The sequence below is a fragment of the Pelomonas sp. CA6 genome, assembly GCF_022549225.1.
Taxonomy (GTDB): domain Bacteria; phylum Pseudomonadota; class Gammaproteobacteria; order Burkholderiales; family Burkholderiaceae_C; genus Roseateles.
Map to the genome: position 1 here is coordinate 239,149 of NZ_JAKZFD010000008.1, position 14,327 is coordinate 253,475.

The following is a 14,327-nucleotide window of genomic DNA, read 5'->3' on the forward strand; positions in this document are numbered from 1 at the left end:
GCCAGCCTGACCCTAGGCTGGCGGCATGAGCCGCACCATCAGCACCCGGGCCTGGGGCCTGACCCTGCCCTCGCCCCAGAACCCCGCGGCCACCCGGGCCGAGCGCCGCTGGCGCTGGCCCGTGCTGCTGAGCCTGCTGGCCACCATTCCGGCTTTCTACATCGAGCTGCTGGAGAACCTGCCTACGCCGCTGGCCGTGGCCATCTATGTGGGCGCGGCCGCGGTGCTCACGCTGTCGCTGTGGCGTGTGTCCCGGCACCTGATCCGGCCCCGCCTGTATCTGCTGGGCAATCTGGTGGATCTGCTGCTGATCGCCGGGCTGCTCGCCGCCGCGTTGCTACCGCCCAGCCTGCATTCCTCCGGCGCGCTCGCGCTGCGCCTGGCGGTGGCCTTCCTGACCCTGCTGCGCATGGTGTGGGCGATCCGCCACTGGGTCAGCCGCGGCGGGCTGGCCTATCTGCTGCTGCTCGCGCTGATGGTGCTGCTGTTCTGCGGCGTGGGCTTCTGGGCGCTGGAACCGCGCGCCCGCACGCTGGCCGACGGCCTCTGGCTCGCCTTCACGACCGCCGCCACCGTGGGCTATGGCGACATCGTGCCGACCACCGCCGCCTCCAAGATCTTCGCCGTCTTCGTCGTGCTGCTGGGCTATGCGGTGCTGTCGCTGGTCACCGCGGCCATCGCCGCGATGTGGGTCGAAAGCACCGAGCGCCGCGTCGAGCAGGACATCCTGCGCGAGCTGCACGCCGAGGTGCAGCAGCTGCGCGAGGAACTGCGCGCGATGCGCGCCGAGCGCCCTTGAAGACGGCCACGAGGGCCGCGCCCGTAGCGCCTACAGCGCCAACCGGTGCGACTGCAGCGCGAGCAGCCCATCGAAGATCAGCGATTCGACCAGCTCGTGCGGGATGTCCAGCGCCGGCGAGACCTTCCAGCCCGCGCCCCCCGTCATCAGCGTGACCGGCTCCTGCCCGCTGCGGCGCGCCAGGTGGCGGTGCATGCGCTCGATCGCGCCGGTGATGGCGTAATTGCCGCCGCTGGTCAGCGCGTCGGAGGTGTTGGTGGGGAACTCGCGGACCTCGCCGGTGGGCACGCGCAAGCCCGCGGTGCCGCCTTCCAGCGCGCGCAGCATGATGCCGTGACCGGGCAGGATCAGGCCGCCCAGGAAGCGCCCGTCGGCGTCCAGCGCGTCCACCGTCACCGCCGTGCCCACCATCACGACCAGGCAGGGCCGCGCCGGCCCGCGCGCCAGCACATGGTGGCGCGCGCCGATCAATGCGACGAAGCGGTCCGCGCCCAGCCGCCCCGGATGGTCGTAGCCGTTGACCACGCCCCCCGCCGCCGGCCCGGACACCACCCAGCGCGGCTCCAGGTCCCACAGCTCCAGCTGCTCCTCGACGCGGCGGCGCACCGCGTCGCCGGCCACGTTGCAGCCCAGGATGCTGCCCGGCACCGGCAGCCTCGACCAGTCGCCTTCGGCCAGCTGATCGATGTTCTCCAGGAACTGCGCCCCATGCGCCAGCACCGCGGCACCAGGCTGGGGCGAGGCGTAAAGAGCCCACTTCAGACGTGTGTTTCCGACATCAATGGCCAAAAAGCTCATAAGTTCGCGCGAAAGTGCCGCAACATCCGGCAGGGTAGCAGCAGTCGGGCGTCAAGTTACTGCACAGTCCGACCGATGAGGCATGGGGACCGTGCGCCCATGCCCTGCCCTGGGGACAAGAAAAGAGCCAAGCCGCCATGAAAACATTTTCCATCGCCACCCGCCTGTGGATCCCTGTGATCGTGATGGCGCTGATGACCCTCGCGATGAGCGTGGGCGCTTCGTTGCGCACCCGCCACTTGCAAGCCATCGCGCAAGCCACGCAGGAGGCCCAGCAGAAGAAGTTCGAGCTGGCGCTGCGCTGGCGCGGCCTCACCGAGGCCAATGCGAGCCGCGTGAAGGCCGGGCTGTCCGGCAGCGACATGAGCGTGGCCGAGGCCATGAAGGCCGACATCGCGAAGACCACCGAGCAAATCTCCGAGGTCCAGAAGGCGCTGGAGGCGCTGGCCGTGGCCGACGACGAGAAGGCCGCGATGGCGCGCGTGGCCGACAAGCGCAAGGCCTACATCGACACGCGCAACGAGGCCACCAAGGCCAAGGCAGCCGGCCAGCATGACGAAGGCCGCCGCGTGCTGGAACAGAAGGTGGTGCCGGCGATCGAGGCCTACCTGGGCGCGCAGCAGGACTTCGTCACGCTGCAGCAGGCCAAATCCGCCGAGCTGCGCGAAGCCGCGGGCGCGGAGCGCATGCGCACCGTCTGGGGCGTCGCCGCGGTGATGGCCGCCATCGTCGCGCTGCTGGGGCTGGCCACCGGCTACTTCGTGCGCACCATCTCGCAGCCGCTGCGCCAGCTGGTCAAGGAGGCCGAGCGCATCGGCGCCGGCGACCTGCGCGACGAAGCCACGCAAACGCGCGGCGACGAGGTGGGCGATGTGCAGCGCGCGCTGGCGCAGATGAAACAGTCGCTGCGCCGCGTGATCGGCGAGTTGCGCGCCAGCTCGGACAGCATGCAGACCGCCAGCCAGGAAATCGCCAGCGGCAACACCGACCTCAGCCACCGCACCGAGCAGACCGCGTCCAACCTGCAGCAGGCGGCCTCGTCGCTGGCCCAGCTCACCACCACCGTGCAGCAGAGCGCCGACAGCGCGCGCACCGCCAACCAGTTGGCCGGCAGCGCGGCCGAGGTGGCGCAGCGCGGCGGCCAGGTGGTCAGCCAGGTGGTCAGCACCATGGACGAGATCGATGCCAGCGCCAAGAAGATCAACGACATCATCGGCGTGATCGACGGCATTGCCTTCCAGACCAACATCCTCGCGCTGAACGCGGCCGTGGAAGCGGCCCGCGCGGGCGAGCAGGGCCGCGGCTTCGCGGTCGTGGCCGGCGAGGTGCGCGCGCTGGCGCAGCGCAGCGCCGAGGCGGCCAAGGAGATCAAGAGCCTGATCGGCAACAGCGTCGCCAAGGTCGAGGCCGGCGCCCAGCTGGTGCAGGACGCCGGACGCACCATGGGCGAGATCGTCGCCAGCGTGCAGCGCGTCTCCGACATCATCGGCGAGATCAGCGCCAGCACCGTCGAGCAGAGCCAGGGCATCGCCAGCGTCAACGGCTCGGTTTCGCAGCTGGACCAGATGACGCAGCAGAACGCGGCGCTGGTGGAGGAGTCCGCGGCCGCGGCCGAATCGCTCAGCGAGCAGGCGGGCAAGCTCTCCCACTTGGTGTCGCAGTTCCAGCTGGACCGCGAGGCGGCGGTGCGTGCTGCCGCCCCCGCGCCGCGCGCGACGCCTGCGTCGCCGCGGCCCACCCAGGCCGCCCCGATACCGGCCTCCGCTGCGGTCAAGGCGCCCAAGGCCGCGACCGCCCCCCGCCCCGCGACGGCCCGGCCTCAGGCGGCGGCCCCCAAACCCGTGCCCGCCGCAAGGCCGGCGCCGACCCCCAAGCCCGCGGCGGCGGCCGCCGCTGACGGCGATTGGGAGACCTTCTGAAGCCCCCTGCCGGGACCCCTGCCGCCACGGGCGAAGGCGGGCTGCAGGCCTGGCAGGTGGTCGCCGGCGGCATCGCCGGGCTGATGCTGAGCGTGGGCCTGGCGCGCTTCGCCTACACCCCGCTGCTGCCGCTGATGCAGGCCCAGGCCGGCCTGTCCGACGCGCTGGGCGGGCTGCTGGCCTCGATCAACTACGCCGGCTATATCAGCGGCGCGCTGCTCGCCGCCTGGATCGACGACCCGCGCTGGCGCCACCGCCTCTACGGCCTCGGCCTCGCGCTGGGCCTGCTGGCCACGCTGTTGATGCCACTGTCCACCCAGCCCTGGCTGTGGGCGCTGTCGCGCTACCTGGGCGGGCTCAGCGGCGCCGCGGGCATGCTGCTGGGCTCCGGCCTGGTGCTGGGCTGGCTGATACGCGCCGGACGCCGGCCCGAACTGGGCCTGCATTTCACCGGGCTGGGCGGCGGCATCGTGCTGTCGGCCCTGGGCGCGATGCTGATGGGCGCGCTGCACTGGGACTGGGCCGGGCACTGGTGGGGCTTTGCCGCCTGCGGCCTGCTGCTGCTGGTCCTGGCCTGGCGCTGGCGCCCGCCGGCGCCGCCGCCGGTGGGTTCGCACGCGGTGGCCGGAGCACCGTCGCGCCAATGGATGCGCTGGATGATGGCCGGCTACTTCTGCGCCGGCTGGGGCTTCGTGATCAGCGCCACCTTCACCGTGGCCATCGTCGAGCGCCAGCCGCTGCTGGCCGGCCAGGGGCCCTGGGCCTGGCTGCTGGTGGGGCTGGCCGCGACGCCGGCGGTGTTCCTGTGGGACCGCGCGGCGCGCCGCGCGGGCGACCTCAACGCGCTGCTGCTGGCCTTCGCGCTGCAGGTGGTTTCGGTGCTGCTGCCGGCGCTGGGGTCCAGCCTGTGGGCCGCGCTGCTGGGCGCGTTGCTCTATGGCGCCACCTTCATCGGCATCGTCAGCCTGACCTTGGCCATGGTGGGGCGCCGCTCGCCGGGCAATCCCGGCAAGGCCATGGCGCGGCTGACGCTGAGCTATGGCCTGGCCCAAGTCGGCGCGCCGGCGCTCACCGGGCTGATGGTGCAGGCCAGCGGCAGCTACCAGAGCGCGCTGTGGATCACCGCGGCCGTGCTGACGCTGGGCATCGCGGTACTGCTGCGGCTGCGCGCGCTGGACCGGCCGTCGGGCGCCTGACGCCGCGGTGCCGCCCTCACGGCGGCGAGGTCGCGTCCAGCGCCTGGTTCAGGCGCCGCAGCGCCGGCAGGCAGGAGCCGCACTGGGTGCCGCAGCGCAACTCGCGCTGCAAGGCCTGCAGGCGCGGCGCTGGCGCCAGCGCGGCGTGCGAAGACAGGCAGGCGCGGATGCGGTCCTCGCGTACCGCGAAGCATTGGCAGACTTGGGGGCTGGCCGGCGAGGCGGGGGGCGCATCGGCCAGATCCGGCGCCAGCAGGCGCGATCCCAGCGGCGCCACCGGCGCCCGTTCGAGCCACAACGCGTCCAGCCAGTCACCGTCGCAGCGCCCGCCGCGCCGTTCGCCCACGCGCAGCAAGGCCTGCAGCCAGGCCTGCGCCTCGCCGCCGGACAGGCGCAGCAAGCGCCGCTGCCCCCGTCGCGGATCGGCATAGCGCAACGCGCCCACGGCCTGCAGGCCCAGCGCGGCCACCAGCGTGGCCAGCCATTCGGGCGCGGGCGGCGCATCGAACGCGGCCTCGATCTGCCAGCCCTGCAGCGCTCCGTCCTCCGCGGGCACCGGCAGCACGCAGCCATAGGGGGCCTGTGCCATCAGCCCGCGCAGCGCGTCGCGCAGCGCCTCCGCCCGGGCGGCAACCACCCAGGCGCCGCCGAACACACGCCAGGGCAGCGCCACCGGCTCCACCGCCACCGCGGCGAACTTCAGTTCCGGCTGGCGCGACTGGGCGCAGGCCACCGGCTGCGTCAGCGCGTTCACGCCCGGCAAGACCTGACCCCGTGCATCCACCCCGGACAGGTATTCGCTGCCCCAGTGCATGGGCAGCGAGGCCTGCTGCGGCCCCAACGTCGCATCCTCCTCCAGCGGCACGACGAGCTCGCCGCGCCGCGAGCGCACGCGCACCAGCTCGCCCGCCTTCAGCCCGCGCCGCGCGATGTCCTGCGGCGCCAGGCCCAGCCGCGGCGCGCCCACATGGCCGAACAGCGCCGCGACGCGGCCGCTGCGGCTCATGCCATGCCACTGGTCGCGCAACCGCCCGCTGTTCAGCGCGAAGGGATGGCGCGCGTCCAGCGCCTCGGCGGGCGCGACATCCGGCACCGCGATGAAGCGCGCGCGCCCATCGGCGGTGGCGAAGACGCCGTCCTCGTAGAGCCGCGCCTGCCCCGAACCCCGCCCCTGGGGGCAGGGCCATTGCCGCGGCGCCTGCTCCAGCAGCGCATAGCTCAGGCCGGTGATGTCCAGATCGCGGCCGCGCGTGGCCTCGCGGTGCTCGCGCCACAAGGCCTCGGGACTCTCCCAGGCCAGCAGGCTGGCCTGTCCCGGGCGCAGCCGCGCCTCCAGGCGGCGGCCGATGTCGCGCGCGATGCGCCAGTCCGCGCGCGCCTCGCCGGGCGGGGCCACGGCGGCGCGCACGCGGCTGATGCGACGCTCGCTGTTGGTCACCGTGCCCTCCTTCTCGCCCCAGGTGGACGCCGGCAGCAGCACATCGGCGAACGCGGCCGTCGCGGTGCCGGCGAAGGCCTCCTGCAGCACGACCAGCTCACAGCGCCGCAAGGCCTCGCGCACCAGGGCCTGGTCGGGCATGGAATGCGCGGGGTTGGTGCAGACGATCCACAAGGCCTTGATCTCGCCGCGCGCGGCGGCCTCGAACAAGGCCACCGCCGTGTGCCCCGGCCCCGGCAGCGCCGGCACGCCCCACAGCCGCGCGACTGCCTCGCGGTCGGCCGGGTCGGCCGGATCGCGATGGCCGGGCAGCAGCGTGGCCATGCCGCCGGTCTCTCGTCCACCCATGGCGTTGGGCTGGCCGGTCAGCGAGAACGGGCCGGCACCGGGGCGGCCGATCTGGCCCGTGGCCAGGTGCAGGTTGATCAGCGCGCTGTTCTTGGCCGTGCCCTGGCTGCTCTGGTTCAGGCCCATGCAGTACAGCGACAGCGTGGCGCCGGCGCGGGCGAACCACTGCGCAGCCTGCAGGATCTGCGACTCGGGCACGCCGCAGGCGTGCGCGGCGCGCCGCGGCGTGTGTTCGCGCACCAGCGCCTTCAGGGCCTCGAAGCCGCGCGTGTGGCGGGCGATGAAGCCCTCGTTCACCCAGCCCTCCCAGATGCAAGCGTGCAGCAGCCCATGGAACAACGCGACGTCGCTGCCCGGCCGTATCGCCAGATGCAGGTCGGCAAGTTCCGCGCTTTCGCTGCGCCGCGGGTCGACGACGATGAGCTTGCTGGCCGGCCGCGCCGCCCGCGCCGCCTCGATGCGGCGGAACAGGACGGGATGGGCCCAGGCGGGGTTGGCGCCGGCGATGAACAGGCAGTCGGCCAGCTCCAGGTCCTCATAGCAGGTCGGCGGCGCGTCCGCGCCCAGCGACTGCTTGTAGCCGGCCACCGCCGAACTCATGCACAGGCGCGAGTTGCTGTCGATATGCGGCGTGCCGATCACGCCGCGTGCCAGCTTGTTGAAGGCCTGGTAATCCTCGGTGAGCAGTTGCCCGGAAAGGTAGAACCCGATCGCCTGCGGCCCATGCTCGGCGCGGATGCGCAGCAGCTGTTGCGCCACCCGGGCCTCGGCCTCGTCCCAGCCCAGCGACTGCAGCGCGGCGCCGCGCTCGGCGCGCCCTTGCGGCTGGCGCAGCCGCTGGGTCTGCAGCACCACCGGGCTGGCCGTCAGGTGCAGCGTGCTGCCCTTGCTGCACAGCCGCCCGCGGTTGGCGGGATGCTCGGGGTCGCCGCGCACGCCGGTGATGCGCTCCCCGTCGCTGGCGATGATCACGCCACAGCCGACGCCGCAGTAGGGGCAGGTGCTGCGCGTCTCGGTCATAGGGGGCGCTGGGGACACACCCATGTCAACGCGTGGCGGCACAGGGGCCGGCGCGCAGCGGTTCCAGGTCCAGTGCCAGGGTGTCCAGCTCCTGCGCGTCGAGCTGCACCTGGCCATGCTCCACGCGCACACTGAAGCGCGGCGTGCCGCCCTCGTCCGGTTCGCGCGCGCAGCCGCTGGCAAGCTCGATGGTCCAGTTGTGCAGCGGGCAGGCCACGGAACGGCCGAAGACCAGGCCCTGGCTCAGCGGGCCGCCCTTGTGCGGGCAGCGGTCCAGCAGCGCGAAGACCTGGTTGTCCAGCGTGCGGAACAGCGCCACCTCCGGCCCGCGCGCGCGCTGCACGCGGCGCGCGCCCAGTACCGGGATGTCGTCCAGGCGGCAGATCGTCTTCCACTGGGGCATCGTGTCCTCCTCACAAGGTTTCAAACTGGCGCACATCGACGCGGGCACGCTCGAACTCGAACCAGGGGTCGGGCTCGCCGTCCAGCGCGAACTGCAGCTCGGCCCAAAGCGCGCGCCGGCCCTGCTCGTCGTCCAGGATCTTTTGCTTCACATGGGGCAGGCCCACGCGGGCGACGTAGTGGCAGGTGCGCTCCAGGTACCAGCCTTCCTTGCGGTAGAGCTGCAGGAAGGCGCCCGAGACCTCCAGCACCTCCTCGGCGGTCTTCACCTTGCACAGGAACTGCGCGACCTCGGTCTTGATGCCGCCGTTGCCCGCCACATAGATCTCCCAGCCGCTGTCCACGCCGATCACGCCGATGTCCTTGATGCCGGCCTCGGCGCAGTTGCGCGGGCAGCCCGAGACGGCCAGCTTGACCTTGTGCGGCGCCTGCATGCGCCACAGCGCGCGCTCCAGGTCCTTGCCCATGCGTGTGCTGTCCTGCGTGCCCATGCGGCACCATTCGCTGCCCACGCAGGTCTTCACCGTGCGCAAGGCCTTGGCGTAGGCATGGCCACTGGGCATGCCGATGTCGCGCCAGACGTCCACCAGGTCTTCCTTCCTCACGCCCAGCAGGTCGATGCGCTGGCCGCCGGTGACCTTGACGGTGGGGATGCGGTATTTGTCCACCACGTCGGCGATACGGCGCAGCTCCGCGGCCGAGGTCTCGCCGCCCCACATGCGCGGCACCACGCTGTAGCTGCCGTCCTTCTGGATGTTGGCGTGGCTGCGTTCATTGATGAGGCGCGATTGCGGATCGTCCAGGGCTTCCTTGGGCCAGCTGGAGATCAGGTAGTAGTTCAGCGCCGGGCGGCAGCTGGGGCAGCCGTCCGGGCTTTTCCAGTCCAACGCGCGCATGACCTGGTCCAGAGACACCAGGTGGCGGTCGAAGATCGCGTCGCGCACCTCCTGATGGCCCAGATCGGTGCAGCCGCACAGGGCCTTCTTCTTCGGCGCGGCCGAGTAGTCGCCGCCGGCGGTGAACATGATCAGCTGCTCCACCAGCCCGGTGCAGGAGCCGCAGGAGGCGCTCGCCTTGGTGTGCTTGCGCACCTCGTCCAGCGTGAACAGGCCCTTGTCCTTGATGGCCTTGCAGATCGCGCCCTTGGTGACGCCGTTGCAGCCGCAGACCTCGTCGGTGTCGGCCATGGCCGCGGCCTTGTGATGGCCCTGGTGGCCGACGTCGCCGATGTTGCTTTCGCCAAACATCAGGCGGTCGCGGATGTCGGCGATCTTGCGCCCCTCGCGCAGCAGCTTGAAGTACCAGCCGCCATCCACCGTGTCGCCGTACAGGCAGGCGCCCACCAGGCGGTCGTCGCGGATCACCAGCTTTTTGTAGACACCGGCGAAGGGATCGCTCATCACGATCTCCTCGCAGCCCTCGCCGCCCATGAAGTCGCCGGCGGAGAACAGGTCGATGCCGGTGACCTTGAGCTTGGTGCTGGTCTGCGAACCCTGGTAGCGCCCGATGCCGAACTGCGCGAGGTGGGTCGCGCAGACCTTGCCCTGCTCGAACAGCGGGGCCACCAGGCCGTAGGCCACGCCGCGGTGGGCCGCGCATTCGCCCACCGCGTAGATGCGCGGATCGGTGACCGTCTGCAGCGTGTCGGTGACCACGATGCCGCGCTGGCAGTGCAGGCCCGCCGCCTCGGCGAGCCGCGTGTTGGGGCGGATGCCGGCGGCCATCACGACCAGGTCGGCGGGGATCTCGCGCCCGTCCTTGAAGCGCACCGCGCCGACACGCTCCGCGCCGGCCCGCGCGCTGGGCAGCAAAGCCTCGGTCTGCACGCCGAGCTCAAAGCGCAGCCCGCGCGCCGACAGCTGCTGGCACAGCAGGCTGCCCGCCTGGTCGTCCAGCTGGCGCTCCATCAGCCAGTCGCCCAGGTGCACGACGGTGACCTGCATGCCGCGCAGCATCAGCCCATTGGCCGCCTCCAGACCCAGCAGCCCGCCGCCGATGACCACCGCATGCCGGTAGCGTGCCGCGGCGGCGATCATGGCCTCGGTGTCGGCGATGTCGCGGTAGGCGATCACGCCGGCCAGCTCGCGCCCGGGCACCGGCAGCATGAAGGGCGTGGAGCCGGTGGCGATCAGCAGCCGGTCGTAGTCGGCCGTGATTTCGCGCCCGGCCGCGTCCACGGCCACCACCTGGCGGCGCACGCGGTCGATGCGTTGCACCGGACAGCCCAGGTGCAGCGTGATGCCATGGCTCTCGTACCAGGACAGCGGGTTGAGGATGATCTCGTCCAGCGTCTGCTCGCCGGCCAGCACCGGGCTGAGCAGGATGCGGTTGTAGTTGGGGTGCGGCTCGGCGCCGAACACGGTGATCTCGTAGAGATCGGGCGCGATGCGCAGCAGCTCCTCCAGCGTGCGCACGCCGGCCATGCCATTGCCCACCATCACGAGTTTGAGTTTCTTCATGGTCTGCGTCTCCAGGACTGGGCAGAGCGGCGCGCGACGGCGACGGCGCGTCAGGCTGCGTGCTTGTGCCGGGTGTAGAGGAAGTCGATCACCGCCTTGCGCGCCAGCAGGTAGCGCGGGTCCTCGGCCAGCTGCACGCGATCGCGCGGGCGCGGCAGGTCCACCGCATGGATCTCGCCGATGGTGGCCGCGGGGCCGTTGGTCATCATCACGATGCGGTCCGACAGCAGCACCGCCTCGTCCACGTCGTGCGTGACCATGACCACCGTGCTCTGGGTCTGCGCGACGATGCGCAGCAGCTCGTCCTGCAGGTGGGCGCGGGTCAGCGCGTCCAGCGCGCCGAAAGGCTCGTCCATCAGCAGCACCTTGGGCTCCATCGCCAGCGCGCGCGCGATGCCCACGCGCTGCTTCATGCCGCCGGACACCTCCTGCGGTCGCTTGTGCGCCGCATGCGCCATGCCCACCAGCGCCAGCGCCGCCTCGGCACGGCGGACCAGGCTGGAGCGGCTCTCGCGCGCCGCGAAGACCGACTCCACCGCGAGCAGCACGTTGTCCAGGCAAGACAGCCAGGGCAGCAGCGAGTGGTTCTGGAACACCACTGCGCGCTCCGGGCCGGGCCCGGCGATCTCGCGCTGGTCGCACAGCAGCGCGCCGCTGCTGGGCCGGGCCAGGCCGGCGATGAGGTTCAACAGCGTGGACTTGCCGCAGCCCGAATGGCCGATCAGCGTGATGAATTCGCCGCGCTGGATCTCCAGCCGGATGTCGCGCAGCGCATGGAAGCGGCCCTTGCGCGTGTGGAACACCATTTCGGCGTCCTGCACCTGGATGAAGGGGGTGGACCGGGTCGTGCTCATCGTCAAATCCTCCGCATCACTCGTCGAAAGAGAAACGCCGGGCCACGGCCATCAGCAGCTGTTCCAGCAGCAGGCCCACGATGCCGATCACGAAGATGGCCACGATGATGTGCTGGACATTGAGGTTGTTCCACTCGTCCCAGACCCAGAAGCCGATGCCCACGCCGCCGGTCAACATCTCCGCCGCGACGATGACCAGCCATGCCGTGCCCACCGACAGACGCACGCCGGTCAGCATGTAGGGCAGCACCGCGGGGAAAAGGATGCGCGTGACCAGCTTCCACTCCGACAGCCGCAGCACGCGCGCCACGTTGAGGTAGTCCACCGGCACCCGCTGCACGCCCACCGCGGTGTTGACCACCATGGGCCAGATCGAGCAGATGAAAATGGTCCAGATCGCCGCCGGGTCGGCGCTCTTGAAGGCCAGCAGTCCTATGGGCAGCCAGGCCAGCGGCGACACCGGCTTGAGCAGGCTGATCAGCGGCGACAGCATGCGGCTGGCGAACTCGAAGCGCCCGATCACGAAACCCAGCGGGATGCCCACCAGCGCCGCCAGCCCGAAGCCCAGCGCCACGCGTTGCAGCGAGTTCAGCACGTTCCAGCCGATGCCCTGGTCGTTGGGGCCGTTGCGGTAGAAGGGATCGGCGAACAGCCGGGCCGCCGCATCCCAGGTCGCGCCGGGGCTTGGGAAGGCGCCGCCCTTGAGCGTGGCCAGGGTCCAGACCAGCCACAGCAGCGCCAGGCCGGCCAGCGGCGGCAGCACGCGCAGCCACAGGCCGCGCCAGTCGACGGGCTCGCGCGGCGCGCGGGCCGGGGCGCCCGACACCGCGGGCGGCGCGGCCGCGGCGATCGGGACGGCGCAGACGGGCTCGGCCTGCTCGCGCGGCGAATGGAAGACAGCGCTGACCATGGGCACTCCTTCAGGACTTGACCTTGAAACCGTCGGCGTACTTGCGCGGGTCCTTGCCATCCCAGACCACGCCGTCGATCAGCTTGGCGCTGCGCAGCGGTTCCTTGGGCACGCTGACCTTGAGCTGCGTCGCCGCCTGCGTGTAGAGCTCGATCTGGTTGACCTGCCGGGCCACCGCCAGGTAGTCCGGATGCTCCTTCAGCAGCCCCCAGCGCTTGTGCTGGGTGAGGAACCACATGCCATCGGACAGGTAGGGGAAGTTCACCGCGCCGTCGTTGAAGAACTTCATGTGGTTGGCGTCGTCCCAGCTCTTGCCCAGGCCGTTCTGGTAGCGGCCCAGGATGCGCTGGTTGATCGCGTCGACGCTGGTGTTGACATAGGCCTTGTCGGCGATGGTCTCGGCCATCTTCTGCTTGTTGGACAGGCTGGCGTCTATCCAGCGGCCCGCCTCCAGCACGGCCATGATCACGGCACGCGCGGTATTCGGGTACTTGCGGGCAAAGTCCGCGGTCGTGCCCAGCACCTTCTCGGGATGGTCCTTCCAGATGTCCTGCGTGGTGGCGGCGGTGATGCCGATGCCGTCGATGATGGCGCGGTGGTTCCAGGGCTCGCCGACACAGAAGCCGTCCATGTTGCCCACGCGCATGTTGGCCACCATCTGCGGCGGCGGCACCGTGATCACCTTGGCTTCCTTCAGCGGGTTCACGCCCGCCGCGGCCAGCCAGTAGTACAGCCACATCGCATGCGTGCCGGTGGGAAAGGTCTGCGCGAAGGTGTAGTCGCGCCGCTCGCGCGCCATCACGCGGGCCAGTGAGGCGGTGTCGGTCGCACCGGCCTCGGCCAGCTTCCTGGACAGCGTGATCGCCTGCCCGTTGTGGTTCAGCGTCATCAGCACGGCCATGTCCTTCTTCGGACCGGCGATGCCCAACTGCACGCCATAGACCAGCCCGTAGAGCACATGGGCCATGTCCAGCTCGCCGTTGACCAGCTTGTCGCGCACGCCGGCCCAGGAGGCCTCCTTGGTCGGCACGATCTTGATGCCGTACTTCTTGTCGAAGCCCAGCGCCGCGGCCATCACGATGGAGGCGCAGTCGGTGAGCGGAATGAAGCCGATGCGGACCTCCTCCTTCTCCGGCTTGTCCGAGCCCGCCGCCCAGGCCCCCGGCACCGTGGCTAGGCCGGACAGCGCCGCGCCGGTGGCGAGCAGCTTGCGTCGTTCGGTACTCATCAATCCCTCCCCGTGCTTGGCTTCCAGGCTGTGACCCATGTGCCCCATTGCGGCCTCCGACAAGATGCGATGGTGAAAAGCGAAAAGGCGTCGCGACCCCGCCACGCCATCGCGCGACACGGGTCGGACGCCTTTGTCCAACTCTTGCGGGCCTGCGCCGTTGCAGGCCCGCGATGTCCATCCAGCAGGAAGCGTGCCAGGCGGATGAGGGGCCCTGGCGGCCCTCCGGCGCACATTTCCGAGGCATGACTGCGCCAACGCGGTGCAGCCGCGCGCGCGCCCTCAGTCCGGGCGCAGCAATTCGTGCGCGGCGATCACGCGCTGCGCCACGGTCGCCAGCGGCTCGCCGCGGTCCATCGCCAGCTTGCGCAGGCGCTGGAAGGCGCGCTCCTCGTCCAGGCCCAGCTCGTTCATCAGAATGCCCTTGGCACGCTCCACCTCCTTGCGCGACGCGAGCTGGCGCTGCGTGCGGCTGAGCTCCTCGCGCAGGGCCAGGTCTTGCTCGAAGCGGGCGATGGCCACCTGCAGCACCGACGCCAGCCGCGCCGGCTGCAGGCCGGCGACGACATAGGCGCTGACGCCGGCCTTCAGCGCGCGGCGCATCGGGTCCTCGTCCGCGTCCTCGGCAAACACCACCACCGGACGCGGCATCGCGGCGGACAGCGCGGCCAGGTTCTCCAGCGTGTCGCGCGTCGGCGACTCGGCGTCGACGATGACCACGTCCGGCTGCAGGCGCAGCACGCAGTCATGGATCAGCGCCGCCTGCGCCAGCACGCCCACCACTTCGCAGCCCTGGCGCGCGAGCGCATCGCGCAGCAGGTCGGCCCGGTGGGCGCCATCGTCGATCAGCAGCACCCGCAGGCCAGCGCCGGGCTGCGGTCGGTCGGGCTTCCTGGTAGCGTGCATGGCTGCTACCGTGCAATAAGCGTGCCCCGCCCATGCGGCGGCTCGCACAC

The 14,327-nt window shown here is 71.2% G+C and carries 11 protein-coding genes; 3 read left to right on the plus strand and 8 right to left on the minus strand.

The annotated features are described in order from the left end of the window. The first annotated feature begins 25 nt into the window (after positions 1 to 25). On the plus strand, positions 26 to 799 hold the full coding sequence (locus LZ017_RS15005) for a potassium channel family protein (protein ID WP_241397682.1): 774 nt from the start codon (positions 26 to 28) through the stop codon (positions 797 to 799). Between the two features lie 30 nt (positions 800 to 829). Here LZ017_RS15005 and LZ017_RS15010 read toward each other — a convergent pair whose 3' ends face one another. Further along, positions 830 to 1,597, minus strand: a complete 768-nt coding sequence (locus tag LZ017_RS15010) for a type III pantothenate kinase (protein ID WP_241397683.1) — start codon at positions 1,595 to 1,597, stop codon at positions 830 to 832. Between the two features lie 137 nt (positions 1,598 to 1,734). Here LZ017_RS15010 and LZ017_RS15015 point away from each other — a divergent pair, with 137 nt between their 5' ends. Both LZ017_RS15015 and LZ017_RS15020 read left to right on the plus strand, forming a co-directional pair. Continuing rightward, entirely contained in the window at positions 1,735 to 3,516 is a 1,782-nt protein-coding gene (locus tag LZ017_RS15015) for a methyl-accepting chemotaxis protein (RefSeq protein ID WP_241397684.1), read from the plus strand. Next, on the plus strand, positions 3,501 to 4,712 hold the full coding sequence (locus LZ017_RS15020) for a YbfB/YjiJ family MFS transporter (RefSeq protein ID WP_241397685.1): 1,212 nt from the start codon (positions 3,501 to 3,503) through the stop codon (positions 4,710 to 4,712). The genes LZ017_RS15015 and LZ017_RS15020 overlap by 16 nt, the downstream gene beginning before the upstream one ends. 16 nt (positions 4,713 to 4,728) lie before the next feature. Here the strand turns inward: LZ017_RS15020 and LZ017_RS15025 are convergent, their stop codons facing one another. The 7 genes from LZ017_RS15025 to LZ017_RS15055 all read right to left on the minus strand — a co-directional run bounded on the left by LZ017_RS15025 (position 4,729) and on the right by LZ017_RS15055 (position 14,277). Then, entirely contained in the window at positions 4,729 to 7,518 is a 2,790-nt protein-coding gene (locus tag LZ017_RS15025; RefSeq protein ID WP_241397686.1) for a nitrate reductase, read from the minus strand. A 25-nt stretch (positions 7,519 to 7,543) separates the two neighbouring features. Continuing rightward, positions 7,544 to 7,921, minus strand: coding sequence for a nitrite reductase small subunit NirD (gene nirD / locus LZ017_RS15030; protein WP_241397687.1), 378 nt, complete (start codon positions 7,919 to 7,921; stop codon positions 7,544 to 7,546). A gap of 10 nt (positions 7,922 to 7,931) precedes the next feature. After that, positions 7,932 to 10,379, minus strand: coding sequence for a nitrite reductase large subunit NirB (gene nirB, locus LZ017_RS15035; RefSeq protein ID WP_241397688.1), 2,448 nt, complete (start codon positions 10,377 to 10,379; stop codon positions 7,932 to 7,934). A 50-nt stretch (positions 10,380 to 10,429) separates the two neighbouring features. Next, a complete protein-coding gene (locus LZ017_RS15040; RefSeq protein ID WP_241397689.1) occupies positions 10,430 to 11,233 on the minus strand; it encodes an ABC transporter ATP-binding protein in 804 nt (267 codons plus the stop codon). Between the two features lie 16 nt (positions 11,234 to 11,249). Beyond that, a complete protein-coding gene (gene ntrB / locus LZ017_RS15045; RefSeq protein WP_241397690.1) occupies positions 11,250 to 12,143 on the minus strand; it encodes a nitrate ABC transporter permease in 894 nt (297 codons plus the stop codon). A 10-nt stretch (positions 12,144 to 12,153) separates the two neighbouring features. Next, positions 12,154 to 13,371, minus strand: coding sequence for a CmpA/NrtA family ABC transporter substrate-binding protein (locus LZ017_RS15050; protein ID WP_241397691.1), 1,218 nt, complete (start codon positions 13,369 to 13,371; stop codon positions 12,154 to 12,156). A gap of 282 nt (positions 13,372 to 13,653) precedes the next feature. Continuing rightward, positions 13,654 to 14,277, minus strand: a complete 624-nt coding sequence (locus tag LZ017_RS15055; RefSeq protein WP_241397692.1) for an ANTAR domain-containing response regulator — start codon at positions 14,275 to 14,277, stop codon at positions 13,654 to 13,656. Positions 14,278 to 14,327: the final 50 nt, after the last annotated feature.